Origin of the sequence: Rathayibacter sp. VKM Ac-2928 (assembly GCF_022815545.1) — a bacterium.
GTDB classification, from domain to species: Bacteria; Actinomycetota; Actinomycetes; order Actinomycetales; family Microbacteriaceae; genus Rathayibacter; species Rathayibacter festucae.
On sequence record NZ_JALGRU010000001.1, the window covers coordinates 523923 to 547865 of the forward strand.

Below are 23943 nucleotides of genomic sequence, written 5' to 3' on the forward strand. Positions count from 1 at the left end.
GGATTGGTCTCCGGCAATACTAGCGGCGGGTCGGAGAGGCCGATTCCCTGGGGCACAATTGAGGGATGGGCAGGGATCGCGCGGGAGTGGCAGCGGTCTGGGTGCTCGCGCTCCTCGGCTCCGTCGTCACCCTGGTGATCGCCCCGGCCGCCTCGCAGCAGCTCTGGCTGGCGCTGACCTTCGGCGGCTGCGTCCTCGCGACCTTCGCCGTCCAGCTCGCCGTGGCGAAGGCGGACGGCTATCTGGTGCGCACGATGACGAGCGTCGTCGGCGCGATGGTCGTCGTCGCGGTCGCCAGCGGCATCGCCGCCCTCACCTCGCTCTGATCGGGCCTCCTCCACCCCGTCGCGTCGGTGCCGCCGGATAGGATGGGGTCATGCTTCTCGCCCTCGAACTCTTCTATCTCGGACTGCTCGGGCTCGCCTCCCTCGCGATCGCGTGGGTCTCCGGCGTGGTCGTCTACAAGCTCTACCGCGGCCAGCGCTAGCCGCCGCCGGAGCAGGTTTGATCTCCCTCCCCTCGGGCCTCCCGCCCGAACTCGTCCCGCTCTCCTGGCTGCTCGGCGTCTGGGAGGGATCGGGTGTCATCGACTACGCCGTCGGCGACGACTCCGTGCAGGCCGAGTTCGGCCACCGCGTGAGCTTCAGCTACGACGGCCTGCCCTACCTCAATTACAGCTCGTACACCTGGCTGCTCGAGGACGACAGCGAGGTGGGCCACCGGCCGCTCGTGAGCGAGATGGGCTACTGGCGGCTCAGCCGCCCGCTCACCGACGCCGACGCCGGTCCCGCCATGCTGCCGGGCCGCGGTGCGCCCGCGTTCCCCGACGCCGAGTCGGTCGAGACGCTGCGCAACGGCGCGGGCGGCTTCGACATCGAGGTGTCGCTGGTGCACCCCGACGGCGTCAGCGAGCTGTACCTCGGCCAGGTCAAGGGCCCGCGGATCGACCTCGCGACCGACGCCGTCATGCGCACCGCCGCCGCGAAGGACTACGCGGCCGCCACCCGCCTCTACGGCCTCGTCGACGACCACCTGCTCTGGGCGTGGGACATCGCCGCGCTCGGCCAGGGGCTCCGCACCCACTCCTCCGGAAGGCTCGCCCGTGTCGAGTGAGACCGCGTCCTCGGAGCGGCTGCCGATCTCCCCGCTCCTGTCGGTCTCGGGCGCCGTCGTCGGCACGAGTGCGGCCGAGCCGGGCGTCGCCGCGCACTACGGCGAGCCGTTCCGCGAGCAGCGGGCGCTCGCCGCGGGCACCGCGATCGTCGACCTCTCGGGCCGCGGCGTCGTCACCGTCACCGGCCCGGACCGCCTCACCTGGCTCGACTCGCTGACCAGCCAGGCGCTCGCCCGCCTCGCCCCCGGAGACTCGGCCGAGACCCTGCTGCTGGACCCGTCCGGCCGGATCGAGCACCTCATCCGCGTCGTCGACGACGGCGAGACCGCCTGGCTCCTCCTCGACCGCGACGAGACGCCGGGACTCGCGGCCTGGCTCGACCGGATGCGCTTCATGCTCCGCGTCGAGATCGCCGACCGGACCGCCGAGTTCGCGACCCTCGGGACCCTCGGCGACGGCCCCGCGACCGCGCTCGCCCTCGAGCTCGCGGGGGAGTCCGGCGTCAGCTGGCTCGACCCGTGGGCGCAGGTGCAGCCCGGCGGCTGGCAGTACGCCACCGCTCCCACGCATCCCGCGGCCGGCTGGACCGCCCGCGAGACCCTCGTGCCGCGCGCGGCGCTCGACGGGCTCGAGGCCCGGGCCCGCGCGGCGGGCGTGGCGCTCGCCGGCTCCGACGCCCTCGAGGCGCTCCGCATCGCCGCCTGGCGCCCGCGGCACGCGACCGAGGTCGACGACCGCTCGATCCCGCACGAGCTCGACCTGCTCCGCTCCTCGGTCCACCTGGCCAAGGGCTGCTACCGCGGACAGGAGACGGTCGCCAAGGTGCACAACCTCGGCCACCCGCCCCGCCGCCTCGTGCTGCTGCAGCTCGACGGCTCCGACTCCGCGCTGCCCGGCCACGGCGACGTCGTCACGGCGCTCAAGGGCGGCGAGCCGGTCGAGGTCGGCACCGTCACCGCGAGCGCCTGGCACTACGAGGAGGGCCCCATCGCCCTCGCCGTCGTCAAGCGCTCGGTCCCCGTCGACCTCGAGCTCACCGTGCTGGCCGGCGAGATCCGCGTCTCCGCCGCCCAGGAGGTCGTCGTGCCGCCGGGCGCCGGCGCCGAGGCGGGAGTGCCCCGCCTGCCCCGCCTCGGGGCAGCGACCAGGTAGGCCACGCCGTGGTGGCCGCAGGACCCGCTCGGCGGGACCGGGCGGCCGCGCGGATCCGGGCGCTCGTCCGCCTCGACGACGTCCGGCCCGGCCGGGGCGTCGCGCGCGCCGTGGCCTCGCTGCCCGCGGTGCTGCAGATCGTCCTCGCGGCGATCCTCGCCTACTCCGTCTCGCGCTTCGTCTTCGGGCACCCCGCCCCGGTGCTGTCGCTGACGGCGACCATCTCGAGCCTGGGCATCGCGCGCGACACCCGGCCGAAGCAGGTCGCCGAGACCGCGATTGGCATGCTGATCGGGATCACCGCGAGCGAGGTGCTGCTGCTGCTCTGGGGCACCGGCGTCTGGCAGCTGGCCGTCGTGCTCGGGATCGTCTTCACCGTGGGGCGGGCGCTCTCGCCGTCCCCCGGCTTCGCCGTCGCGGCCGGCACGCAGGCGATGCTGGTGATGATCCTGCCCGCGCCCGACGGGGGAGTGTTCACCCGGAGCCTCGACGGGCTGGTCGGCGGACTCGCCGCGCTGCTGTGCACCGCGATCGTGCCGCGCAACCCGCTCCGGGCGGCGCGCGCCGAGGCGCGGCGGCTGGTGTCGGCACTGGCGGAGACGATCGACGCGCTCGCCGACGCGCTCCGCCGAGGCGACCAGGCGGCCTCCGCGGCGGCGCTGGAGCGCGTCCGCGGCACGCAGCCGGTGATCGACGGTTGGACGGCCGCCCTCGACTCGGCGATCGGCGTCGCGCGGATCTCGCCGTTCGTCCGGCGGCACCGCGCCGAGCTGGAGCGGCAGCGCACGATGCTCGCCGCGCTCGACCTCGCGACGCGCAACCTCCGCATCGTCGCGCGGCGCACCGACTTCCTGGTCGGCGACGCCGTGCCGCGGCCGGCGCTCGCCGACGTCGTCGCGGACTTCGGCCCGGGGATCGCCCTGCTCGGCCGGGCCGTCACCGAGCCCGCGGTGCTCGCGCTCGCGCGTCAGGACCTCGTGCTGCTCGCGACGACCCTCGACCCGCAGGCGCTGATCCCCGAGGCGCGGCTGGCGGAGAAGACGCTGCTGGTCATCCTCCGCCCGCTCGTCGTCGACCTGCTGACGGCGACCGGGGCGAGCTCGGCCGAGGCGCGAGCCGCGCTGCCCGAGCTCGCCTGACCGGTCGGGCTCCTCCGGCGCTCACGCGTTGGTGGCGTCCTGCACCTCGCCCACGAGCTCCTCGATGATGTCCTCGAGGAAGAGGACACCGGTGGTGCGGCCCTCGGCGTCGACCACCCGGGCGAGGTGCGCGCCGGTGCGCCGGAGCGCGGCGAGCGCGTCCTCCAGCTCGTCGCCGGCCGAGACCGCGGCGAGCCGGCGGATCCGCTTGCGCGGCACCGGCATCTCGGTCGCGTCGAGGTCGGAGACGTCCTTGAGGTGCAGGTAGCCGCCGGGCAGTCCGTCGTCGTCCGCGAGCAGGTAGCGCGAGTAGCCGTGCTCGGCCACTGCGCGGCGCACGTCCGCGGGCGTGGCCTCTGCCGGCAGCAGCACCATCCGCTCGAGCGGTACCGCGACGTCCGCGACCCGCTTGGTCGTGAACTCGAACGCCGCTGTGACGGTGCCGGACGCGTCGACCAGCACGCCCTCGCGGGTCGACTGGCGGACGATCGCGGCGACCTCGTCGAGCGTGAAGGCGCTGGTCGCCTCGTCCTTCGGTTCCACCCGCACCAGGCGGAGGATGCCGTTGGCGACTGCGTTCAGCGACCAGATCACCGGCTTCACCAGGCGCGAGACGAGCACGAGCGGCGGAGCGAGGAGCAGCGCGGCCCGGGTCGGCACCGAGAACGCCAGGTTCTTCGGCACCATCTCGCCGAACACGACGTGCAGGAAGGTGACGAGCAGCAGCGCGGCGACGAACGCGATCACGCCGATCGCCTCCGCGGACAGCGCCGTGAAGCCGAGCGGGATCTCGAGCAGGTGGTGGATCGCCGGCTCGGAGACGTTGAGGATGACTAGCGAGCAGACGGTGATGCCCAGCTGGCTCGTCGCGAGCATCAGGGTGGCGTGCTCCATCGCCCACAGGGTGGTCTTCGCCGCGCGGCTGCCCGCATCCGCCCGCGGCTCGATCTGCGAGCGGCGCGCGGAGATGACGGCGAACTCGGCGCCGACGAAGAAGGCGTTGACGATCAGCAGGACCACGAGCCAGGCGATCCCCGGCAGGTACTCACTCATGGACGGCCCCCTCGGCTCGGAGCGCGGCGACGCCGACGGCATCGCCTCCGTCGGGACCGCCTTCGCCGGCGGCCGGGGTGAAGCGGACGCGGTCGACGCGGTGGGCGGCGACGCGGTCGACCCGCAGCACGCCGCCGGCCACGGCGACCTCGTCGCCGAGCTCGGGCACGCGTCCCAGCGTCGAGGCGAGGAAGCCCGCGACCGTGTCGTAGTCCTCGCCCTCGGGCACCACAGCGCCGAGGCGCTCGGCGACCTCGTCGGGGCGCAGCTCGCCGCCGAAGGTCGCCGAGCGGCCGGAGCGGACGACGCCGGCGCGGCTGCGGTCGTGCTCGTCCTCCAGCTCGCCGACGATCTCCTCGACCAGGTCCTCGAGCGTCACCACACCCGCGGTCCCGCCGTATTCGTCGACGACGACCGCGATCGCGAGGCCGCTGCCGCGCAGGGGAGCGAGCAGGGCGTCGGCGCGAGCGGTCTCGGGGACGCGCATCGGCGCGATCATCAGCGACTCCGCGGTCGCCTGCGCCCGGTCCTCCGGTGCCAGTGCGAAGGCGTGCTTGACGTGCAGGACACCGCGGACGTCGTCGGAGTCGCGGCCGATGACGGGGAAGCGCGAGAACCCGGTGCGGTTCGCGAGCCGGACCACGTCCTCCGCGGTGCTCGCGAGCGGGACGGAGGCCATCCGGACCCGCGGCGTCATCACGTCGGCGACGCTGCGGCTCGAGAAGCGGAGCGTGCGGTGCAGCAGGTCCGCGTGGTCGCGGTCGAGCGTGCCCTCGAGCACCGAGCGGCGCACCAGCGAGCCGAGCTCGTCGGCGCTGCGGGCGCCCGAGAGCTCCTCCTTGGGCTCGATGCCCATCGCGCGGATCAGAGCGTTGGCCGTGTTGTTGAAGAGCAGGATCACCGGCTTGAAGACCGTCGTGAAGAGGATCTGGAACGGCACGACGACCTGCGCCGTCTTCAGCGGCAGCGCCAGCGCGAAGTTCTTGGGGACCAGCTCGCCGATCACCATCGAGAAGACGGTGGCCAGCAGGACGCCGACGACCGTGCCGATGCCCGGCACGATCTCGGCCGGGATCCCGAGCGAGCGCAGCGGATCGCCGAGCAGCGAGCTGATCGCCGGCTCGAAGGTGTAGCCGGTGAGCAGCGTGGTGAGCGTGATGCCCAGCTGCGCGCCGGAGAGGTGGGTGGAGGTGATCCGCAGGGCGGAGATCGTCGGGTCGAGACGCTTCTCACCGCGGGCGCGGCGCTCCTCCAGCTCGTTGCGGTCGAGGTTGACCAGCGCGAACTCGGAGGCGACGAAGAGACCGGTGCCGACGGTGAGGAGGAGGCCGATGACGACGCCGAGCCATTCAGGCACCCGCGGCACCGCCGATCAGGGTCGAGGTCGGTGCGGCGGGCGAAGGTTCAGGGGGAGGGTCGTCCATGGGGCATGAGGGTAACGACCTTAAATATGAGAATGCTCACAGGAGCGACGGGGCCGGGTCGAGCGGAGCCACCGCCTCCCACGCGACGGTCACCTCCCCGAGCCGCCACCGCCGCCGGCCGCCGAGGATCGGCCACTCGCCGCGGAGCGACTCGACGGCGGCGATCCAGCGCTGCGTCGGCCCGTAGACGGCGAGCGGGGCGGCGTGCAGCCAGGCCCGCTCGAGCGCGAGCAGGAAGGCGTGCACCGGCTCGCCCGCGACGTTGCGGTGGATCAGCGCCTTCGGCAGCCGCTCCGCCGCGATCATCGGCGAGGGCGTGGCGCCGAGCCGGAGCGACAGCGTGAGCGAGCGCGGCCCCTCGGGACCGATCTCGATCCAGGTGCAGATCCGGCCGATCTCGTCGCAGGTCCCCTCCACCAGCACGCCGTCGGGGGTCAGCCGGTCGGTCATCGTCCGCCACGCCTCCGCGACCGCCGACTCGTCGTACTGCCGGAGGACGTTGAAGGCGCGGATCACGCTCGCCCGCTGCCGCCCGGGCAGAGGGACCTCGAAGCCGCCGCGCTCGAAGCGCACCCGCGCATCGGCCGGGAAGGCGGTACCCCCTTGGCGGACCCGCTCCAGCTGTCGTCGCGCGGTCTCGACGCGGGCCGGCTCGATCTCGAAGCCGACCACGTCGACGCCGGGCGCCGAGCGGACGAGGCGGCGGTGCAGCTCGAGCGTGGTGACCGCGCTCGCGCCGAAGCCGAGGTCGACGACGACGGGCTCCGGGGTGGTGCGCAGCACCGGCAGCTCGGCCAGTCGGCGGTCGACCCGGCGGAGGCGGTTCGTGCCCGTCGTGCCGCGGGTGACGGCTCCGATCGGCATGGTCTCCAGCGTATCCGTGGGCGCAGGGGCCGCCTCTAAGCTGGACGCATGTCCGAGACCTACACCCTCATCCTCGTGCGCCACGGCAACAGCGAGTGGAACCAGAAGAACCTGTTCACCGGCTGGGTCGACGTGCGGCTGACCGAGCAGGGCGTCGCGGAGGCGACTCGCGCCGGCGAGCTGCTGGTCGAGGCGGAGCTGCACCCCGACGTCGTGTACACCTCCCGCCAGACGCGTGCGATCCAGACCGCGAACATCGCGCTCGAGACGGCCGACCGCCTCTGGATCGACGTGAAGCGCTCCTGGCGCCTGAACGAGCGCCACTACGGCGCGCTGCAGGGCAAGGACAAGGCGCAGACCCTCGCCGAGTACGGTCCCGATCAGTTCATGACCTGGCGCCGCTCGTTCGACGTGCCGCCGCCCCCCATCGACGACGAGGACCAGTACTCGCAGGCGCACGACGAGCGCTACGCCGACCTCGGCGACGACCTGCCCCGCACCGAGTCGCTCAAGCTGGTCATCGAGCGGATGCTGCCGTACTGGGAGTCGGACATCAAGCCGGATCTCGCCTCGGGTAAGACCGTCATGATCACCGCGCACGGCAACTCGCTGCGCGCGCTGGTGAAGACCCTCGACGGCATCTCCGACTCGGACATCGCCGAGCTGAACATCCCGACCGGCATCCCCCTCGTCTACACCCTCGACGAGAACTTCGAGCCGATCGGCGAGGCCCGCTACCTCGACCCCGAGGCCGCCGCCGCCGGCGCCGCCGCCGTCGCCGCCCAGGGCGCCAAGAAGTAGCCCACCCCTCGCACCCCCGCACGGCCCGCCGGAGTCCCGACTCCCGCGGGCCGTCCGCGTCTGTCCCCTCGCACGCCGGTCGAGCAGCCGCGGCACGCGTCGTACCGAGACCCCGCCTCCGTTCGACGGCGGATCTCGATACGCACGCTGCGCGCGCTACTCGATCAGCATGAATGAGCAGGTCGCGGAACGCGCCTCTTGCAGGGCGGCGCGACTCCATAAGCGTGGACGCGAGAGCGAGGTCGCGGAACGCGCCTCCATGCTGTGCAAAAGAAGGCCGCGGAACGCGCCCCTTCCCTGCTGGTCGAGTAGCCGCGGCACGCGGCGTATCGAGACCCCGCGTCCGTACGACGGTGGATCTCGATACGCGCGCCGCGCGCGCTACTCGATCAGCATGGAAGTGCGGGCGATCGACCAGCGAGGCACGGTAGCTGTCACTCGACGCCCGGGCGTTGAGCGTGCAGACCAGCCGCCCCGCACGAGGCGAACGGGCGAATCGCGTGCCAGCGATTCGTCATAGCCGTTCGCGCCCCGCTCTGCGGAACGCAAGCACGCGGTCTGCCGACCGCGGTCGATATCGCGCTCGCGCGACATCGACGAATAAGCTCAGCCCCAGTCGCCCGAGATGAGGTACTGGACCTTCTTCGCGATGGACACCGCGTGGTCGGCGAAGCGCTCGTGGTAGCGGCTGGCGAGGGTGGCGTCGACGGTGTCGGCGGCCTGGCCCTTCCACGCCTCGCTGAGGACCTTGTCGAAGACGCTGACGTGCAGCTCGTCGATCTTGTCGTCCTCGTCGCGGATCTCCTCGGCGAGGCGGGGGTCCTGCGTGCGCAGCAGCTCGGTGAGCTTGTGCGCGACGACGACGTCGAGGCGGCCCATCTCGACGAAGGTCGGGCGCAGCGACTTCGGCACGACCTTGTCGGGGAAGCGGTAGCGGGAGAGCTGAGCGATGTGCTCGGCGATGTCGCCCATCCGCTCGAGTGAGGCGCTGATCCGCAGTGCGGACACGACGGTCCGCAGGTCGCGGGCGACGGGGCCCTGGCGGGCGAGGATGTCGATCGCGAGCTCGTCGAGGCTGATGGCCAGCTCGTCGATGCGGGCGTCGCTGGCGATGACCTCCTCGGCGAGGGACACGTCGGAGTGGTTGAACGCCTGGGTCGCCTTCTCGATCGCGATCTCGACGAGTCCGGAGATCTCGACGAGCCGATCCTGGACCTCGGCCAGCTCCTGCTGGAAAACTTCGCGCATCTTCTTCTCGACCCTCTCTGCGGCACGCACGGAGACCGGTGCCGATCCGCGCCGCGCACGGCGCTGCGACTGCACCAGTCCGGCGCAGGCGCAGCCATGATGACCACGGCAGGTTAACGAACGGTGCCGAGCGTTTGAACAGTACTCGACCCGCGACCCGTCGCCGGGCATCCGGTAGGGAGACGCGCGGTGGATGGATAGCCTGGGAGCGTGGATCCGGGCCTGATCGTCGTGCTGTCGCTCGTTCTCGGCATCGTCATCGGGATCGTCCTCACCAGCGTCGTCACCCTCGCCGCGCGCCAGGGCCGGATCGCCGCGGAGGTCGTCACCGTCGGCCTGCCCGAGGGCATCGGCGCGATCATCGACGCCGTCGGCGCTCCCGCGTTCGTGACCGACCCCTCCCACAACGTGCTGAAGGCGTCCGCCCGCGCGATCTCGCTCGGCCTCGTCTCCCAGGACACGCTGCTCCACCCGGACCTGGTCGCGATCGTCGACCGGGTGCGCCGCTTCGGCGACGACATCGAGCAGGACCTGGAGCTGGCGACGAGCCCGCTCTCGGACGCCGCGGTCACCCTCGTCGTGCACGCCACGCGGCTCGGCTCCCGCTTCGTCCTCGTCCTCGCCGAGGACCACACCGAGGCCCGCCGACTGGAGGCGGTGCGCCGCGACTTCGTCGCCAACATCTCGCACGAGCTGAAGACGCCGATCGGCGCGGTCGGCCTGCTCGCCGAGGCTCTCGACTCCGCCGCCGACGACCCGAAGCAGGTCCGCCGGTTCGCGCACCGCCTCACCCAGGAGTCGCACCGCCTCGCGAAGATCACCCGCGAGATCATCGAGCTCTCCCGCCTGCAGTCGGCGGACGTCGCCGGTTCCGCCGAGGTCGTCCGCGTCGACGACATCGTGGTCGCCGCGCTCGAGACGACGCACGTGATGGCGGAGTCGCACGACGTCACCCTCGTCAAGGGCGGGATGAAGAAGGCGTACGTCGCCGGCCAGGAGAAGATGCTCGTCTCGGCGCTGCACAATCTGCTGGCCAACGCCATCCAGTACTCCCCGCCCGGCTCCCGCGTCGGGATCGGCGTCCGCTCCACCGGCGGCGTCGTCGAGATCGCCGTCACCGACCAGGGCATCGGCATCCCCGAGGAGGACCTCGACCGCGTCTTCGAGCGCTTCTACCGCGTCGACCAGGCCCGCTCCCGCCACACCGGCGGCACCGGGCTCGGCCTCAGCATCGTCAAGCACGCCGTGCAGAACCACGGCGGCGACGTCCGCGTCTGGTCCAAGCCGGGCCGCGGCAGCACCTTCACCATCCGACTCCCCGAAGTAGACCCGGCCAGGACGCCCTTCGCGTCCGCCGCCCCGATAGGAGACACCGCGTGACCAGCATCCTGCTCGTCGAGGACGAGAGCGCCCTCAGCGAGCCGCTCAGCTACCTGCTCGAACGCGAGGGCTACGACGTCACCGTCGCCGAGGACGGCCTGCGCGCCGTCGCCGCCTTCGACGAGGGCGAGTACGACCTGATCCTGCTCGACCTCATGCTCCCCGGCATGCCCGGCACCGAGGTGTGCCGCGAGATCCGCACCCGCTCCGCGATCCCGATCATCATGGTCACCGCGAAGGACTCCGAGGTGGACATCGTCGTCGGGCTCGAGCTCGGCGCCGACGACTACGTCACCAAGCCGTACTCGACCCGCGAGCTGCTCGCCCGCATCCGCGCCGTCCTCCGCCGCCGCACCGAGGACCCGGGGGAGGAGCGCATCGTCGTCGCCGGCCCCGTCCGCATGGACATCGAGCGCCACACCGTCGAGGTCGACGGCGTCGAGACCCCGATGCCGCTCAAGGAGTTCGAGCTCCTCGAGATGCTGCTCCGCAACGCCGGCCGCGTCCTCACCCGCGGCCAGCTGATCGACCGCGTCTGGGGCAGCGACTACTTCGGCGACACCAAGACCCTCGACGTCCACGTCAAGCGCATCCGCTCCAAGATCGAGAAGACGCCCAAGGAGCCGGTGCTCCTGGTGACCGTCCGCGGCCTCGGCTACCGCTTCGACGCCTGAGATCGCGGGGCCTGGCAGGGGCGTCTGCGGCGTTGTCGAGCAGGTGCGGTGGAACATGCTGGTCGAGTAGCCCCGCAGGGGCGTATCGAGACCCGCCGTCGCCGGCGTGCGGAGTCTGCAGACCGGGCTTCTGATGCCGGTGGATCTCGATACGCCCGCTGCGCGGGCTACTCGATCAGCGAAGAGGAGCCAGTGCGCGGGACTACTCGATCAGCATCTGGTCGCACGACGAAGGGCCGCCCACCGAGGTGGACGGCCCTTCGCGGGAGCGGGTGCTACTCCGCCGGGGCGTCGACGCCGGGCTGCACGGTCGGGGTCGGCAGCGCCGTCTGTGCCGGGTTCGGCGTGGGCGTGAGGGTCGGGCTGGCCGACGGGGCCGGGGTCAGCGTGGCGTAGGCCTCGAGGGCGTTCGTCAGGATCGGGACGAGCAGCTCCTCGCCCTCCTCCGAGCCGTACTGGAAGTAGACGGGGAACAGGCTGCCGGGGATCGTGTCGAGGCCCTCCATGGTGACCGACTCGGTGCTGCCCGGGCGGACCTCCGTGCGACCGGGGACTGCGTCCACCGTGTCGCTGGTGCGGCCCGTGCTCGCCTCGTACTGCACCTCGACGCTCACCGTCTCGTCGGTGTCGTTGACCAGGGAGACGACCAGCGTGCCGGTCTCGCCGTCCTCGGAGATGATCATCGCGTTGCGGATGGCGAGATCGCCGATCGTCGCACCCACCCCGTCGCTCGGGTCGTAGATGGCCCGCGTCGCCTGCGGGGCGACCAGGTTGCAGCCGGCGGTGGCGAACGCGACGCCGACCGCGAGAACGACGGATGCAGCGATGCGCGCCTTCACGGGTTCCTCCAGATCATCGGCTCCGCCCGCCCCGGACAGGGCGGAATCGAGGTGCAGGAGCCGGAAAAAGACTAGCGCAGCCTCGTCGGCGTCCCGGCCGGGCTGCCCCCTCCTCCCGGCCGCTGCTACTGTGACCGGCGGCGAAAGGACGTCCCGTTGAACACCGTCTCCGGATCGGCGCCGACCGCGGCCGTCGTGATCGTCGCCGCCGGCAGCGGCACCCGTCTCGGGCGGGAGCTGCCCAAGGCCTACGTCGAGTGCGCCGGCGTCACGATCCTCGAGCGCAGCCTCCGCACGGTCCTCACCCTCGCCGAGCCGGTCCAGGTGGTCGTGGTGGCACCGGAGTCCCTCGTCGACGCGACCGTCGAGCTGTGCCGCCGCGCCTCCGGGCCCGCCGTCGAGGTCCTCGTCACCGCCGGCGGATCGACCCGCCAGGACTCCGTCGCCCGCGGACTCGCCCTCCTGCACCCGGGAGTCGACACCGTCCTCGTGCACGACGCCGCCCGGGCTCTCACACCCGTCGCGCAGTTCGAGCGCGTCCTCGCGGCCGTCCGCTCGACCGGCGGCGGCGCGATCCCGGGCCTGCCCGTCACCGACACCATCAAGCTGGTCGGCGCCGATGCGGCGATCCTCGACACGGTCGACCGCTCGCAGCTCGCCGCCGTGCAGACGCCGCAGGGCTTCCCCCGCCGCCTGCTCGACGAGGCCTACGCCGCCGCCGGCCGGGAGTTCACCGACGACGCCGCCCTCCTCGCCGCTCACGGCCGCGGCTCCGTCGTCGTCCCCGGCGATCCGCTCGCCTTCAAGATCACCACGCCCTGGGACCTCGCCCGCGCGGAGCAGCTGCTCGCGCCGACGCCGTCGTCCGCGGTACCGCGGGTCGGCATCGGCACCGACGTGCACGCCTTCGACGACGCGTCGCCGCTCTGGCTCGCCGGACTGCACTGGCCGGGGGAGCGCGGCCTCTCCGGGCACAGCGACGGCGACCCCGTCGCGCACGCGATCTGCGACGCCCTGCTCGCCGCCGCGAACCTCGGCGACATCGGCTCCCGCTTCGGCACCGCCGATCCGCGGTTCCAGGACGCGCACGGCGAGGTCTTCCTCCGCGCGACGCGCGAGCTCGTCGAGGCGGCCGGCTTCACGATCGGCAACGTGTCGGTCCAGCTGATCGGCAACCGCCCGAAGTTCTCCCCGCGGCGGGACGAGGCCCAGCAGCTGCTGTCCGCGCTCCTCGGCGCCCCGGTCAGCGTCGCCGCGACGACCTCGGACGCGCTCGGCTTCACCGGGCGCGGGGAGGGGGTCGCCGCGACGGCCACGGCACTCGTCCTCCCCACTCCCGGATCCGCGCACTGATCCACCGCGCCAGCCCGCCGCCAGGGCGCGCCCGCCCCGCCCGGTAAACTCGCGGCGTGACTCTGCGACTGCACGACTCGAAGGCCCAGGCCCTCGTCGACTTCGTCCCCCTCCGTGAGAACGAGGTCGGGATGTACGTCTGCGGACCCACGGTGCAGTCGTCGCCGCACATCGGGCACCTGCGCTCCGCCCTGGTCTACGACCAGCTGCGCCGCTGGCTGGCCCACCGCGGCTACCGGGTCACCCTCGTCCGCAACGTCACTGACATCGACGACAAGATCCTCGCGATCGCCGAGCAGGCCCGCCGCGCGGCCGGGGAGGACGAGCCCTCGGAGCAGTGGTGGGCGCTCGCCTACCGCGTCGAGCTCGAGTTCACCGCCGCCTACTCCGCGCTCGGCATCCTGCCGCCCACCTACGAGCCGCGCGCGACGGCGAGCATCGCCGAGATGGTCGCGCTCGTGCAGCGCCTGATCGAGCTGGGCCACGCCTACCCCGCTCCCGACGACTCCGGCGACGTCTACTTCGACACCCGCTCCTGGCCGGACTACGGCGCGCTCACGCACCAGCGCCTCGAGAGCATGGAGGCGGCGACCGACGCCGACCCGCGCGGAAAGCGCGACCCGCACGACTTCGCGCTGTGGAAGGGCATGAAGCCCGACGAGCCCGAGTCCGCCTCCTGGGCCTCGCCCTGGGGGAGGGGCCGTCCCGGCTGGCACATCGAGTGCTCCGCCATGTCGACCAAGTACCTCGGCACCCAGTTCGACATCCACGGCGGCGGGCTCGACCTGCGCTTCCCGCACCACGAGAACGAGCTCGCCCAGTCGAGCGCCGCGGGCCACGCCTTCGCCAGCTACTGGCTGCACAACGGTCTCGTCTCGGTCACCGGGCAGAAGATGAGCAAGTCGCTCGGCAACTCCGTCTTCGCCTCCGAGCTGCTCGACTCCGCCCGCCCGCTGGTCGTCCGCTACTACCTCGGCTCCGCGCACTACCGCTCGACGCTCGAGTTCCACGACGGTGCGCTCGAGGAGGCCGAGGCGGCGCTCGAGCGGATCGAGGGCTTCCTCGACCGCTCCCGTCGGCGCCTCGAGGGCACCCGCTTCGCCGCCGTCGGCGAGCCGGTCCTGCCCGACGAGTTCGCCGAGGCGATGGACGACGACCTCTCGGTCCCGCAGGCCATCGGCGTGCTACACGAGACCGTGCGGGCCGGCAACGCCGCCCTCGACGCGGAGGATCTCGGCACGGTGTCCGCGCTGCGCACACAGGTCCTCGCCATGGCATCGGTCCTCGGGATCGACCCGGAGGCCCCCGAGTGGGCGCGCTCCGACGACGAGCCCACCTACCGGGCCCTCACCGTGCTCGTCGACCGCCTGGTCGCCGAGCGGCAGACCGCGCGCGAGCAGCGCGACTGGGCGGCCGCCGACCGCATCCGAACCGATCTCGCTGCTGCGGGAATCACGATCGAAGACACCCAGACGGGTGCGCATTGGAGTCTCGATGGCGAATAAGCCCGGCCGCCCAGGAGCGGTCCGCAAGAAGAGCAAGGGCAAGGCCGTCGGTTCCGGCGGTCAGGGCCGTCAGGCCCTCGAGGGCAAGAAGCCCACACCCAAGGCCGAGGACCGGCCGTACCACCCCGCGGGCAAGGCGAAGCTGGCGCGCGAGCGCTTCGTCGCCGCCGGCGGCAAGGGCCGACCCGGAGCGGCGCTGAACGGCGCGGCCCGCGGCCAGGGCCGTCCGGCCCCGTCGCGGAAGCCCAAGAGCGGCGACGAGTCCGAGATGGTCACCGGCCGCAACTCGGTCCTCGAGGTGCTGCGCGCCAAGATCCCCGCGACGACGCTCTACCTCGCGACGCGCATCGAGATGGACGACCGGGTCAAGGAGGCGCTCAAGCTCGCCACCGCCCGCGGCATCCCTGTCCTCGAGGTCATGCGCCCGGAGCTCGACCGCCTCGCCGGCCCGGACTCCGTGCACCAGGGCCTCGTGCTCAAGGTCCCGCCGTACGAGTACGCGCACCCGAGCGACCTGCTCGAGCGCAGCGTCTCGCGCGGCGTCGTCCCGCTGTTCATCGCGCTCGACGGCATCACCGACCCGCGCAACCTCGGCGCGATCATCCGCTCCGTCGCGGCCTTCGGCGGACAGGGCGTCATCGTGCCGCAGCGCCGCTCGGTCGGACTGAACTCCGCCGCCTGGAAGACCTCGGCCGGAGCCGCCGCGCGCGTGCCCGTCGCGATGGCGTCCAACCTCACCGCGATGATCAAGGACTACAAGCGCGACGGCGTCTTCGTCATCGGCCTCGACGGCGACGGCGACACCATGCTGCCGGGCCTCGAGCTCGCCGACCGGCCGCTCCTCGTCGTCGTCGGCAGCGAGGGCAAGGGCCTCTCCCGCCTCGTCACCGAGCAGTGCGACGCCGTCGTCTCCATCCCGATCAGCGCCGCCACCGAATCGCTCAACGCCGGCATCGCGGCGTCGGTCGCGCTCTACGAGATCTCCAAACTCCGCGCCGCCTCCGAGTAGCGCGGGCAGCGCGGGCGCCGGCACGGCGATCTGCGGTGTTGTCGTCGGGCGCGATACCGCCGGTATCGCTTCCTCCTCCGCCTTGCAGCTCACCGCGCCGGTGCCCGCGCTGACGTCGGGGGAGGGGGAGGGGGCGCCGCCTTCGGCGAGCGAGGGCGCGGGCTGATCGGTCACCACCGGCCAGGGGGCGCTTCATGCTGATCGAGTAGGCCGCGGAGCGGGCGTATCGAGATCCGCGTCGGCACGCGCCGTAGACGATGGAGGGCTCACCCCGGATCCGGGATCCGCACGAGCCCTCCGGTGGGCCGGGTCAGACGTTCTTCATCCAGTCGACGTCGGCGTCCTCGTCGGTCAGCTCCGCGTCGCCGGCACCGTCGATGACGAGGTTCGGCAGGGTGATCGCCTCGGTCGGCGGGGCGATGATCGTCGCCTCGTCGCGGCGGTGCCGCAGGATGTCGTTCACGTAGGCGGTGACCGCCTCGGCCAGCGGCACGTCGCGCGCCTGCTGCTGCGACATGAACCAGCGGTGCTCGAGCAACTGGTGGAACATCTCCGCAGGCTCCAGCCGCCCCTTCAGGTCGCGCGGGATCGAGCGGATGACCGGCTCGAACACCTGCGCGAGCCACTCGTGGGCGACCATCTCCTCGTCCAGCCCCTGCTTGTCGTAGGTGGCCGTGTACGAATCGAGGTCGTTGAGCAGGCGGCGCGCCTGGTTCTCCTGCGCGTCCAGCCCGGTCAGCCGCAGCAGGCGGCGCTGGTGGTGACCCGCGTCGACGACCTTCGGCTGGATCCGCACCGTGGAGCCCGCCTCGTCGGTCTTGATCGCGAGCTCCTCGATGTCGAAGCCCAGCTCGTTGAGCCGGTTCACCCGGTCGTTGATGCGCCAGCGCTCGGAGGTCGAGAACGACTCCGCGCCGGTCAGCTCCTTCCAGAGACTGCGGTACGCGGCGACGATGCCGTCGGACACCGTGATCGGGTCGAGGTCGTCGTCGACGCGCCCGCCCGCCTCGAGGTCCAGCAGCTCGCCGGCGATGTTGACCCGGGCGATCTCGAGGTCGTTCTCGCGCTGGCCGTTGGAGAGGCCGCCCGAGTAGAGCTGCCCGGTCTCCGCGTCCACGAGGTACGCCGCGAAGGCGCCCGCGTCGCGCCGGAAGAGCGTGTTCGAGAGCGAGACGTCGCCCCAGAAGAAGCCGATGACGTGCAGGCGCACCAGCAGCAGCGCCAGCGCGTCGACGAGGCGGGTGGCAGTGTCGGGACGCAGCGTCTGCGAGAACAGCGCGCGGTAGGGCAGGGAGAACTTGAGGTGCCGGGTGACCAGCACGGCGGGCAGCTCGTCGCCCTCGTCGTCGGTGCGGTTCGTGATCACGGCGCCCGGCACGACGCACGGGACGTCGAGCCGCTGCAGGGTCTTGAGCATCTCGTACTCGCGCCGCGACATCTCCGCCGTCGTCTCCTTCACGGCGACGACGTGGCCGGAGAGGTGCGCGAAGCGGACCGTGTGCCGCGAGATGCCCTTGGGCAGCGCGGCGATGTACTCGTCGGGCCAGTCGTTCAGCCGCAGGTTCCACGGCAGGTCGAGAAGGGCGGGGTCGACCGTGGCCGAGGTGATGTTGAGGGAGCCGGACATAGCGCGCCGTTCGTGTCGGGAGTCGGACGGTGGAGGGGCCCGGACGAACGCTGCCGCCGCCTCGGAGGAGACGGCGGCAGCGTGTGCGCGGGGGCGGAGCCTAGGAGAGGCGCAGTCCCGACTCGCCGTCGAAGATGTGCACGCGGTGGTTCGCGGTCACGTAGACGCGGTCGCCCGCAGTCGGGTGCACGCGGCCGTCGACGCGCGCGACGATGTCGGTGCGGCGACCCTCGACCTCGGTGTGGCCGTAGAGGTAGCCGTCCGAGCCGAGCTCCTCGATCAGGTCGACCTCGATCGGCAGGCCGCCGGGCTGGGTCGAGACGGTGACGTCCTCGGGGCGCACACCGAGCGTGACGACCTTCTGGGTGGTCTTCGCGAGCGCCTCGCGGGCGATCGGGAGGACCGTGTCGCCGAACTTGACGCCGCCGTCGGTGACGTCCGCGTGGAACAGGTTCATCGCGGGCGAGCCGATGAAGCCGGCCACGAAGACGTTGTTCGGGTTCTCGTAGAGGTCGCGGGGCGTGCCGACCTGCTGGAGCAGTCCGTCCTTGAGGACCGCGATGCGGTCGCCCATGGTGAGCGCCTCGGTCTGGTCGTGGGTGACGTAGACGGTGGTGATGCCCAGGCGGCGCTGGAGCGTGCCGATCTGCGTGCGGGTCTGGACGCGGAGCTTGGCGTCGAGGTTCGACAGCGGCTCGTCCATGAGGAACACCTGCGGCTTGCGGACGATGGCGCGACCCATCGCGACGCGCTGACGCTGGCCACCCGAGAGGGCCTTCGGCTTGCGGTTGAGGTAGGGCTCGAGGTCGAGCATCTTCGCGGCCTCGAGGACCCGCGCGGCGCGCTCGTCCTTGTTGATGCCGGCGATCTTGAGCGCGAAGCCCATGTTCTCGGCGACCGACATGTGCGGGTAGAGCGCGTAGTTCTGGAAGACCATCGCGATGTCGCGGTCCTTCGGCGGAACGTCCGTGACGTTGCGGTCGCCGATCAGGATGCGGCCCTCGTTGACCTCTTCGAGGCCGGCGAGCATGCGCAGGGAGGTGGACTTGCCGCAGCCGGAGGGGCCGACGAGGACGAGGAACTCGCCGTCTCCGACCTCGAGGTTCAGCTTGTCGACCGAGGCACGCGTGGCCCCGGGGTAGACGCGGGACGCGTTGTCATAGGTTACGGACGCCATTGTTCTTGCTCCTTCACCGGCAGGTACGTGCCGGACGATCCGAGTGAATGGAAGTGACGGTCGTCGTCGCGTGGGCGACTCCGACCAACCGTCACAGTATGCCACGCGCCACTGGACGGGGGGAGCCGCGGTCCGACGGCGGGCGCCGGGACCCGGCGGTATCCGTCGTTTGGAGGTTTCCCAGGGCTCGCGCGTAGGATTCCGGCGAGTCGCAGCCCGGCGGCACTTCTTCCTCTCTCATTCGGAGCGTTCTTGTCATGACCATCGGCGGAGCCAACGACCGTCTCTCGAAGAACCAGCGTCGAGAGGCCGCCCGCGAGAAGGCCCGCCGACTCCGCGAGCAGCAGAAGCGCCGCGATCGCGTCAGCCGCTTCGCCCTGCAGGGCGGTCTCGCGATCGTGGTGATCGCCATCGTCGCGGTCGTCGTCTTCGCCGTCACCTCGAGCATCCGCCCGGCCGGCCCCGGCCCCGCCAACATGGCGAGCGACGGCGTCCTCGTCACCGAGGGTCTGGTCGCCTCGACCACCCCGGCGATCCCGGCCGACGGCACCCCGACCCCGAGCGTGCTCGACACCTCCACGGGCACCGTCGACATCCGGGTCTACCTCGACTACCTCTGCCCGTACTGCGGCCAGTTCGAGCAGACCAACGGCGACCAGATCAAGGAGTGGGTCACCAGCGGTGCCGCGACGGTCGAGATCCACCCGATCGCCATCTTGACCACCCGCTCGAACGGCACCAAGTACTCGGAGCGCGCGGCCAACGCCGCGGCCTGCGTCGCCGACCGGTCGCCCGACTCCTTCTTCGACTTCAACGCGGCGCTGTTCGCCGAGCAGCCGGCGGAGGGCACCGACGGCCTCTCCGACGACCAGCTCAAGCAGGCCGCCGCCGACGCGGGCGTCGAGGACACCGCCGCGGTGAACTCCTGCATCGACGACCAGTCCTTCGTCAGCTGGGTGCGCGCGGCCACCGAGCGCGCGACCTCCGGCCCGCTGCCGGGCACCGAGGTCGCGTCCGTCTCGGGCACCCCGACGGTCCTCGTCAACGGCGAGGCCTACACCGGCTCGCTGACCGACGCGGACGCCTTCAGCTCCTTCGTGCTCTCGGCCGCCGCCGACACCTACTCCTCGGCCACGCCGACCCCGACGCCCGCCGCGGGCTAGACCGCGAGCCCGCTGAGACGGGTCGGAACACACGAAGGGCCCCGGGAGACCGGGGCCCTTCGTCGTGCTCCTCGGGAGGCCTGAGCCCGGTCGCCACGGGGACGCGCTGCGGGACGGAGGACGGTCCACGATCGCGCGACAGCCGATTCCGCGCCTCCGCGTCGGCTATTCGCGCTCGTGGATAGGCTCACCCGATCTCTCCGGGGGGCCCCATGACCACGCCGCACATCGTGACGCCGACGACCGCCGGCACACCGATCGTCGAGGGCGTCCAGGCCCTGCGCTTCGTCGCGGCTCTCCTGGTCGTCATCGCGCACGCGACGTTCTACGCGCACGAGCGCCTCGACGACTCGATCGCCGTCTGGAACGGTGCCGCAGCGGGTGTCGACGTCTTCTTCGTCGTCTCCGGCTTCGTGATGGCGGTCACCGCGGGTCCCTTCGAGGTGCGGGGCGGCTGGCGGTTCTTCGCCGTCCGCCGCGTGATCCGGATCGTCCCGCTGTACTGGATCGCCACGACCCTGAAGATCGCGTCGCTCCTCGTCCTGCCCGGGGCAGTGCTGCACGCCGCCCTCACCCCGTGGTCGGGAGTCGCGTCCTACCTCTTCCTGCCCGCGCGCAACCCCGACGGCGCTGTGGAGCCGCTCCTCGGCGTCGGGTGGACCCTCACCTACGAGACGGCCTTCTACGCGGTCTTCACTCTCGGGCCGCTCCTGCGGCGGAACGTCCTCGTGTTCGCGTCGACGGTCGTGCTCGTCGTCGCGTCGGGCCATCTCCTCCGCCCCGCCGAGGACTGGCCGGCCTGGGCGGTCTACTTCGACCCGCTCGTCCTGTACTTCGCGGTCGGCATGGCGATCGGAAGGATCGCCGGGCTCCCGCGCGCGCGCCGCGGCCTGCTCCTCGCGCTGGGCGCCGCCGCCGTGTTCACCGTCGTCGCGGCTCTCGCGCCGGAGGGGATCTCCTGGGAGCGCGACGCGCTCTTCCGGAAGGGGATCGTCACCGCCGCGTTCGTCGCGGTGGTCCTGGCCGAACCGCTCTTCCGGCGACTGGCATCGCGTCGTGGCGCGAACCGCGTCCTCCGGCGACCGCTGCTCGCCCTGGGCGAGGCGTCCTACAGCCTGTACCTCTTCCATCCCTTGATCGGGCCGGTCGTGCCCGCCGTCCTGGCACTGATCGGCCTGCGATCGGGAGTGCTCTCCGCCGCGGGCACGATCGCCGTCTCGCTGGTCGCCGGGATCGTCATCCACCGCTGGCTCGAGAAGCCGATCACGCGGAGGCTGCGAGGACTGCCGTACGCCGGGCTGCCGCCGGACGGCCGGACGCAGCAGGGGGTCGCGGGGGAGCGGGTGGTCGATCGGCTGCTCACGAGGCCGCCTCGGAGCCGACGACGGGACTTGAACCCGTAACCGCCCGATTACAAGTCGGGTGCGCTACCAATTGCGCCACGTCGGCAGGTGCGTCACCGCACCGGGCCACCCTATCGCGGGGCCGGAAGCCGCCTCGGCTCCGGCCCGCGCGGGCGGATCACGGCTCGAGGATGCTCAGGTGCCGCTCGGCCGGCGTCGGCCGCTTCGGCCCGCCGATCTTGCCGTCGGGCCGGCCGACGTACAGCCAGCCGAGGAGCTCCTCGCCCTTCTCCAGGCGGTGCGCCTTCCGCACGGCCTTGGCGCGGGTGTACGAGCCGGTGCGCCAGAAGACGCCCCACCCGGCCTCGTCGAGCAGCAGGCTGAGCAGGTGCGCGACACCCGAGGCGACGGCCTCCTGCTCCCAGGCCGGGACCTTCGACTTCTTCACGCTCACGACGACCGCGAGGAGGAGGGAGGCGCGGTGCGTCTTCTCGATGTGCTTGCGCGCGTCCTTCTTGTCGCCGGACGCGGCGGCGAAGCTGCGCCCGATGCGGTCGCGCGCCGCCCCGCGGATCTCGATGACCCGCCAGGGCCGGAGCGAGCTGTGGTCGGCGAGCCGCGAGGCGGCCGAGACGTACGCCGCGATCTCCTCGTGCCCCGGCGCCTCCGCGGTCACCTTCGAGCGGGAGCGCCGGGCCAGGACGGCCTCGAGCACGGGAGTCGCGGACACGGTCACTCGCCCTCGGTCGTGAAGTTCATCGCGATCGAGTTCATGCAGTAGCGGTCTCCCGTGGGCGTGCCGAAGCCGTCCGGGAAGACGTGGCCCAGGTGCGAGCCGCAGTTGGCGCAGCGGACCTCGGTGCGGACCATGCCGAGGGTGCTGTCCTCGATGAGCTGCACCGCGTCGGGGCGGATGGACTCGTAGAAGCTCGGCCAGCCGCAGCCGGAGTCGAACTTGGTGCCGCTCTTGAACAGCTCGGCGTGGCACGCCGCGCAGGTGTAGAGCCCCTCGCGGTGCTCGTCGAGCAGCTCGCCGGTCCACGGGCGCTCGGTGGCGGCCTGGCGCAGCACGGAGTACTGCTCGCGGTCGAGCTCCTCGCGCCACTCGGCGTCGGTCTTGTTGACGGAATACGACGACATGGGTCTCCCTAGGAATCCTGGTCAGTGTACGGGGGAGGGCGCTCCCCTTACCTCTCGTAAACTCTCCGCCGTGCAGCTGAATTCCGTGATCTCGAAGGCGTGGAGCGAACTCACGACCGAGGAGGTCTACGCGTTCGCGCGGCTGCGGACCGACGTGTTCCTGCGCGAGCAGCGGGTCGACGACGAGGAGCTCGACGGCCGCGATCTGGAGCCGACGACGCGGCACTGGTGGATCGCCGACGAGCGCGGCACGGCGGCCTACCTCCGCACCCTCCGGGACGAGCGGCCCGAGCACCGCGACGCCCACCGGGTGATCGGGCGGGTGGTGACCCGGGCCGACCGGCGGGGCGAGGGCCTCGCGCACCGGCTGGTGAGCGCGGTCCTGGAGCGCCACGGGGACGAGCCGCTCCTGCTCCACGCGCAGTCGTACATCGCGGGTCTCTACGCGCGGTCGGGCTTCGAGCCGTTCGGCGACGAGTTCGACGAGGCGGGCATCCCGCACATCGGCATGTACCGGAGCGCCTCAGCCGCCGCCGAGCCGTCCCTCCCTACTGTGGAGGGATGAGCAGGGCCACGGACGTCGAGCGCAGCACGGGCGCCGTCCTGTCCGAGCGGGACCGCCGCGTCCTCGAGTTCGAGGGCGAGTGGACGGCCCGCGCCGGGGACAAGGACGACGCGATCCGGGAGAGGTTCGGCCTCTCGGTCGCCCGCTACTATCAGGTGCTCAGCGCGGTTCTGGCCTCACCGGCCGCCCTCGCGCACGACCCGATGCTCGTCAAGCGGCTGCAGCGCATCCGCGACGGGCGCGCCGGCGCCCGCGCCGCGCGCCGCCTCGGGCGCCCCGAGTAGACGAGCTGCTCGGGCCCACTGACGGAAGGCCGGCCGTACCGACGATGACCACCACCGCTCCGAAGGACCGCTTCGACGAGATCCCGGCCACCGAGGGCCGCGTCGGCGCCCACCGTCGCCCGCCCGCCCCGCACGCCCGGGCCGTCGCCCTGGCCTGGGCGGCGCTGGCGACCGGAGTGGTCGTGCTGCTCGGGTTCATCGGACTGCTGGTGATCGACAACCGGGTGCAGTTCAACGACGTCTTCACACCGCCCACCGGCATCGCCGAGACGGAGGCGACCCCGGCGGTGACGCCGACCGTCGACCCGACCCTCGCGCTCGCGGTCCTGAACGGAACGGCGACGGCGGGCCTCGCCGCGAACGCCGGGGAGGCGCTGGCCGCTGCGGGCTGGAGCGTGCCCACGGTCGCGAACGCGAACACCGAGGACGAGGCGGCCACCACCGTCTACTACACCGACCCGCGACTCGAGGGAGCGGCGCTCGGCGTCGTCCAGTCGCTCGGCGTCGGGACGATCGTCCTGACCGCGGACTTCGTCGAGACCGGCGCCGTCGTCGTCGTGCTCGGCTCGGACTACCCGACGCCGTAGCGAGAGGCCGCGAGCACCCCCGGAACACGGTCGTCGAGCCGCTCTCCGGGGGTGCTCTGTTTCCGGCACGTTTAATTCATGTTGAATCCCGGACAACTCTTTCCCCCGGGCGCTTTCCGCCCCATTCCGGGCCGAAACGCTGGCTTATGCTCCCTAGTCAGGCACCTGCGCATCGCTCGTGTCGCAGGCAGCACAGCACTTTGGGAGTGAGAGATGGCGAACGGAACCGTCAAGTGGTTCAACTCTGAGAAGGGCTACGGCTTCATCACGGTCGACGGCGGCGGACAGGACGTGTTCGTCCACTACTCCGCCATCGACATGTCGGGATACAAGGTCCTCGAAGAGGGCCAGCACGTCGCGTTCGAGGTCGGCACCGGGTCCAAGGGTCCGCAGGCCGAATCGGTGCGCGTGGTCTGAGGCCCCCGCCCTGCCTGGAGCCGTCGTCCGCCTCGTGCGGACGGCGGCTCCTCGCGTTGCGCCAGGCGCCGACGTCACTTGCACT

General features: G+C 72.0%; 25 protein-coding genes and 1 tRNA gene. 16 read left to right on the forward strand and 10 right to left on the reverse strand.

Features of this window, described 5'->3' with window-relative positions; translation table 11 throughout:
• Window positions 1-65: 65 nt before the first annotated feature.
• The 4 genes from MT350_RS02525 to MT350_RS02540 all read left to right on the forward strand — a co-directional run bounded on the left by MT350_RS02525 (window position 66) and on the right by MT350_RS02540 (window position 3405).
• Entirely contained in the window at window positions 66-326 is a 261-nt protein-coding gene (locus tag MT350_RS02525; RefSeq protein ID WP_243615334.1) for a hypothetical protein, read from the forward strand.
• A gap of 178 nt (window positions 327-504) precedes the next feature.
• Window positions 505-1113, forward strand: a complete 609-nt coding sequence (locus MT350_RS02530) for an FABP family protein (RefSeq protein WP_123702239.1) — start codon at window positions 505-507, stop codon at window positions 1111-1113.
• Window positions 1103-2266, forward strand: coding sequence for a folate-binding protein YgfZ (locus tag MT350_RS02535; protein ID WP_374206625.1), 1164 nt, complete (start codon window positions 1103-1105; stop codon window positions 2264-2266). The genes MT350_RS02530 and MT350_RS02535 overlap by 11 nt, the downstream gene beginning before the upstream one ends.
• A gap of 8 nt (window positions 2267-2274) precedes the next feature.
• On the forward strand, window positions 2275-3405 hold the full coding sequence (locus tag MT350_RS02540) for an aromatic acid exporter family protein (protein WP_132435963.1): 1131 nt from the start codon (window positions 2275-2277) through the stop codon (window positions 3403-3405).
• Between the two features lie 21 nt (window positions 3406-3426).
• Here the strand turns inward: MT350_RS02540 and MT350_RS02545 are convergent, their stop codons facing one another.
• The 3 genes from MT350_RS02545 to MT350_RS02555 all read right to left on the reverse strand — a co-directional run bounded on the left by MT350_RS02545 (window position 3427) and on the right by MT350_RS02555 (window position 6746).
• Complete coding sequence (locus tag MT350_RS02545) at window positions 3427-4458, reverse strand: hemolysin family protein (RefSeq protein ID WP_243598734.1); 1032 nt, start codon at window positions 4456-4458, stop codon at window positions 3427-3429.
• Window positions 4451-5815, reverse strand: a complete 1365-nt coding sequence (locus MT350_RS02550) for a hemolysin family protein (protein ID WP_243598735.1) — start codon at window positions 5813-5815, stop codon at window positions 4451-4453. Before MT350_RS02550 ends, MT350_RS02545 begins: the two co-directional genes overlap by 8 nt.
• A gap of 103 nt (window positions 5816-5918) precedes the next feature.
• Window positions 5919-6746 (reverse strand): class I SAM-dependent methyltransferase, encoded by an 828-nt coding sequence (locus tag MT350_RS02555; protein ID WP_243615335.1) that lies wholly within the window; start codon window positions 6744-6746, stop codon window positions 5919-5921.
• A 48-nt stretch (window positions 6747-6794) separates the two neighbouring features.
• Here MT350_RS02555 and MT350_RS02560 point away from each other — a divergent pair, with 48 nt between their 5' ends.
• Window positions 6795-7547: a phosphoglyceromutase gene (locus tag MT350_RS02560; protein WP_243615336.1), complete on the forward strand. Its 753-nt coding sequence runs from the start codon at window positions 6795-6797 to the stop codon at window positions 7545-7547.
• A 606-nt stretch (window positions 7548-8153) separates the two neighbouring features.
• Here the strand turns inward: MT350_RS02560 and phoU are convergent.
• Window positions 8154-8795, reverse strand: a complete 642-nt coding sequence (gene phoU, locus MT350_RS02565) for a phosphate signaling complex protein PhoU (protein ID WP_123445152.1) — start codon at window positions 8793-8795, stop codon at window positions 8154-8156.
• Window positions 8796-9005: 210 nt separating this feature from the next.
• Between phoU and MT350_RS02570 the strand changes: the two genes are divergently transcribed.
• Together MT350_RS02570 and MT350_RS02575 are read left to right on the forward strand one after the other, a co-directional pair.
• Window positions 9006-10175 (forward strand): cell wall metabolism sensor histidine kinase WalK, encoded by a 1170-nt coding sequence (locus MT350_RS02570; RefSeq protein WP_123445153.1) that lies wholly within the window; start codon window positions 9006-9008, stop codon window positions 10173-10175.
• Window positions 10172-10849 (forward strand): response regulator transcription factor, encoded by a 678-nt coding sequence (locus tag MT350_RS02575; protein WP_123445154.1) that lies wholly within the window; start codon window positions 10172-10174, stop codon window positions 10847-10849. Before MT350_RS02570 ends, MT350_RS02575 begins: the two co-directional genes overlap by 4 nt.
• A gap of 275 nt (window positions 10850-11124) precedes the next feature.
• Here the strand turns inward: MT350_RS02575 and MT350_RS02580 are convergent, their stop codons facing one another.
• On the reverse strand, window positions 11125-11688 hold the full coding sequence (locus MT350_RS02580; protein WP_123445155.1) for a hypothetical protein: 564 nt from the start codon (window positions 11686-11688) through the stop codon (window positions 11125-11127).
• A gap of 156 nt (window positions 11689-11844) precedes the next feature.
• Here MT350_RS02580 and ispD point away from each other — a divergent pair, with 156 nt between their 5' ends.
• From ispD to rlmB, 3 genes are read left to right on the forward strand one after another with little or no spacing between them, the layout of a single operon-like run.
• The gene (gene ispD, locus MT350_RS02585; protein WP_243615337.1) at window positions 11845-13041 is read left to right on the forward strand and encodes a 2-C-methyl-D-erythritol 4-phosphate cytidylyltransferase; all 1197 of its coding nucleotides are present in this window, start codon (window positions 11845-11847) and stop codon (window positions 13039-13041) included.
• A gap of 56 nt (window positions 13042-13097) precedes the next feature.
• Window positions 13098-14546 (forward strand): cysteine--tRNA ligase, encoded by a 1449-nt coding sequence (cysS, locus tag MT350_RS02590; RefSeq protein WP_243615338.1) that lies wholly within the window; start codon window positions 13098-13100, stop codon window positions 14544-14546.
• Window positions 14536-15555 (forward strand): 23S rRNA (guanosine(2251)-2'-O)-methyltransferase RlmB, encoded by a 1020-nt coding sequence (rlmB, locus tag MT350_RS02595; RefSeq protein ID WP_243598739.1) that lies wholly within the window; start codon window positions 14536-14538, stop codon window positions 15553-15555. Before cysS ends, rlmB begins: the two co-directional genes overlap by 11 nt.
• Before the next feature lie 310 nt (window positions 15556-15865).
• Here the strand turns inward: rlmB and MT350_RS02600 are convergent, their stop codons facing one another.
• Together MT350_RS02600 and MT350_RS02605 are read right to left on the reverse strand one after the other, a co-directional pair.
• Window positions 15866-17182, reverse strand: coding sequence for a DUF4032 domain-containing protein (locus tag MT350_RS02600; protein ID WP_123445159.1), 1317 nt, complete (start codon window positions 17180-17182; stop codon window positions 15866-15868).
• A 100-nt stretch (window positions 17183-17282) separates the two neighbouring features.
• The gene (locus MT350_RS02605; protein WP_123702257.1) at window positions 17283-18359 is read right to left on the reverse strand and encodes an ABC transporter ATP-binding protein; all 1077 of its coding nucleotides are present in this window, start codon (window positions 18357-18359) and stop codon (window positions 17283-17285) included.
• A gap of 257 nt (window positions 18360-18616) precedes the next feature.
• Here MT350_RS02605 and MT350_RS02610 point away from each other — a divergent pair, with 257 nt between their 5' ends.
• Both MT350_RS02610 and MT350_RS02615 read left to right on the forward strand, forming a co-directional pair.
• Window positions 18617-19522, forward strand: a complete 906-nt coding sequence (locus MT350_RS02610; protein WP_123445161.1) for a thioredoxin domain-containing protein — start codon at window positions 18617-18619, stop codon at window positions 19520-19522.
• Between the two features lie 212 nt (window positions 19523-19734).
• On the forward strand, window positions 19735-20925 hold the full coding sequence (locus tag MT350_RS02615) for an acyltransferase (protein ID WP_243598740.1): 1191 nt from the start codon (window positions 19735-19737) through the stop codon (window positions 20923-20925).
• Here the strand turns inward: MT350_RS02615 and MT350_RS02620 are convergent.
• The 3 genes from MT350_RS02620 to msrB form a co-directional block, all read right to left on the reverse strand.
• Window positions 20899-20971 (reverse strand) — tRNA-Thr (locus tag MT350_RS02620). The genes MT350_RS02615 and MT350_RS02620 overlap by 27 nt on opposite strands.
• Before the next feature lie 72 nt (window positions 20972-21043).
• Entirely contained in the window at window positions 21044-21601 is a 558-nt protein-coding gene (locus MT350_RS02625; RefSeq protein ID WP_123733794.1) for a nitroreductase family protein, read from the reverse strand.
• Entirely contained in the window at window positions 21598-22005 is a 408-nt protein-coding gene (gene msrB, locus MT350_RS02630) for a peptide-methionine (R)-S-oxide reductase MsrB (protein WP_123445164.1), read from the reverse strand. Before msrB ends, MT350_RS02625 begins: the two co-directional genes overlap by 4 nt.
• A gap of 70 nt (window positions 22006-22075) precedes the next feature.
• Here msrB and MT350_RS02635 point away from each other — a divergent pair, with 70 nt between their 5' ends.
• The 4 genes from MT350_RS02635 to MT350_RS02650 all read left to right on the forward strand — a co-directional run bounded on the left by MT350_RS02635 (window position 22076) and on the right by MT350_RS02650 (window position 23858).
• Window positions 22076-22570: a GNAT family N-acetyltransferase gene (locus MT350_RS02635; protein WP_243582848.1), complete on the forward strand. Its 495-nt coding sequence runs from the start codon at window positions 22076-22078 to the stop codon at window positions 22568-22570.
• Window positions 22567-22854, forward strand: coding sequence for a DUF3263 domain-containing protein (locus tag MT350_RS02640; RefSeq protein ID WP_123445166.1), 288 nt, complete (start codon window positions 22567-22569; stop codon window positions 22852-22854). Before MT350_RS02635 ends, MT350_RS02640 begins: the two co-directional genes overlap by 4 nt.
• A gap of 44 nt (window positions 22855-22898) precedes the next feature.
• Window positions 22899-23441: a LytR C-terminal domain-containing protein gene (locus MT350_RS02645; protein ID WP_243598741.1), complete on the forward strand. Its 543-nt coding sequence runs from the start codon at window positions 22899-22901 to the stop codon at window positions 23439-23441.
• A 213-nt stretch (window positions 23442-23654) separates the two neighbouring features.
• A complete protein-coding gene (locus MT350_RS02650) occupies window positions 23655-23858 on the forward strand; it encodes a cold-shock protein (protein WP_123445168.1) in 204 nt (67 codons plus the stop codon).
• The last annotated feature ends 85 nt before the right edge of the window (window positions 23859-23943 follow it).

Bases quoted from the DNA above. Each gene is read 5' to 3' on its own strand.
- MT350_RS02615 (WP_243598740.1), top strand. From the start codon at position 19,735: ATGACCACGCCGCACATCGTGACGCCGACGACCGCCGGCACACCGATC.
- MT350_RS02555 (WP_243615335.1), bottom strand. From the start codon at position 6,746: ATGCCGATCGGAGCCGTCACCCGCGGCACGACGGGCACGAACCGCCTC.
- MT350_RS02610 (WP_123445161.1), top strand. From the start codon at position 18,617: ATGACCATCGGCGGAGCCAACGACCGTCTCTCGAAGAACCAGCGTCGA.
- MT350_RS02525 (WP_243615334.1), top strand. From the start codon at position 66: ATGGGCAGGGATCGCGCGGGAGTGGCAGCGGTCTGGGTGCTCGCGCTC.
- phoU (WP_123445152.1), bottom strand. From the start codon at position 8,795: ATGCGCGAAGTTTTCCAGCAGGAGCTGGCCGAGGTCCAGGATCGGCTC.
- msrB (WP_123445164.1), bottom strand. From the start codon at position 22,005: ATGTCGTCGTATTCCGTCAACAAGACCGACGCCGAGTGGCGCGAGGAG.
- MT350_RS02645 (WP_243598741.1), top strand. From the start codon at position 22,899: ATGACCACCACCGCTCCGAAGGACCGCTTCGACGAGATCCCGGCCACC.
- MT350_RS02640 (WP_123445166.1), top strand. From the start codon at position 22,567: ATGAGCAGGGCCACGGACGTCGAGCGCAGCACGGGCGCCGTCCTGTCC.
- MT350_RS02650 (WP_123445168.1), top strand. From the start codon at position 23,655: ATGGCGAACGGAACCGTCAAGTGGTTCAACTCTGAGAAGGGCTACGGC.
- MT350_RS02560 (WP_243615336.1), top strand. From the start codon at position 6,795: ATGTCCGAGACCTACACCCTCATCCTCGTGCGCCACGGCAACAGCGAG.
- MT350_RS02605 (WP_123702257.1), bottom strand. From the start codon at position 18,359: ATGGCGTCCGTAACCTATGACAACGCGTCCCGCGTCTACCCCGGGGCC.
- MT350_RS02600 (WP_123445159.1), bottom strand. From the start codon at position 17,182: ATGTCCGGCTCCCTCAACATCACCTCGGCCACGGTCGACCCCGCCCTT.
- rlmB (WP_243598739.1), top strand. From the start codon at position 14,536: ATGGCGAATAAGCCCGGCCGCCCAGGAGCGGTCCGCAAGAAGAGCAAG.
- MT350_RS02545 (WP_243598734.1), bottom strand. From the start codon at position 4,458: ATGAGTGAGTACCTGCCGGGGATCGCCTGGCTCGTGGTCCTGCTGATC.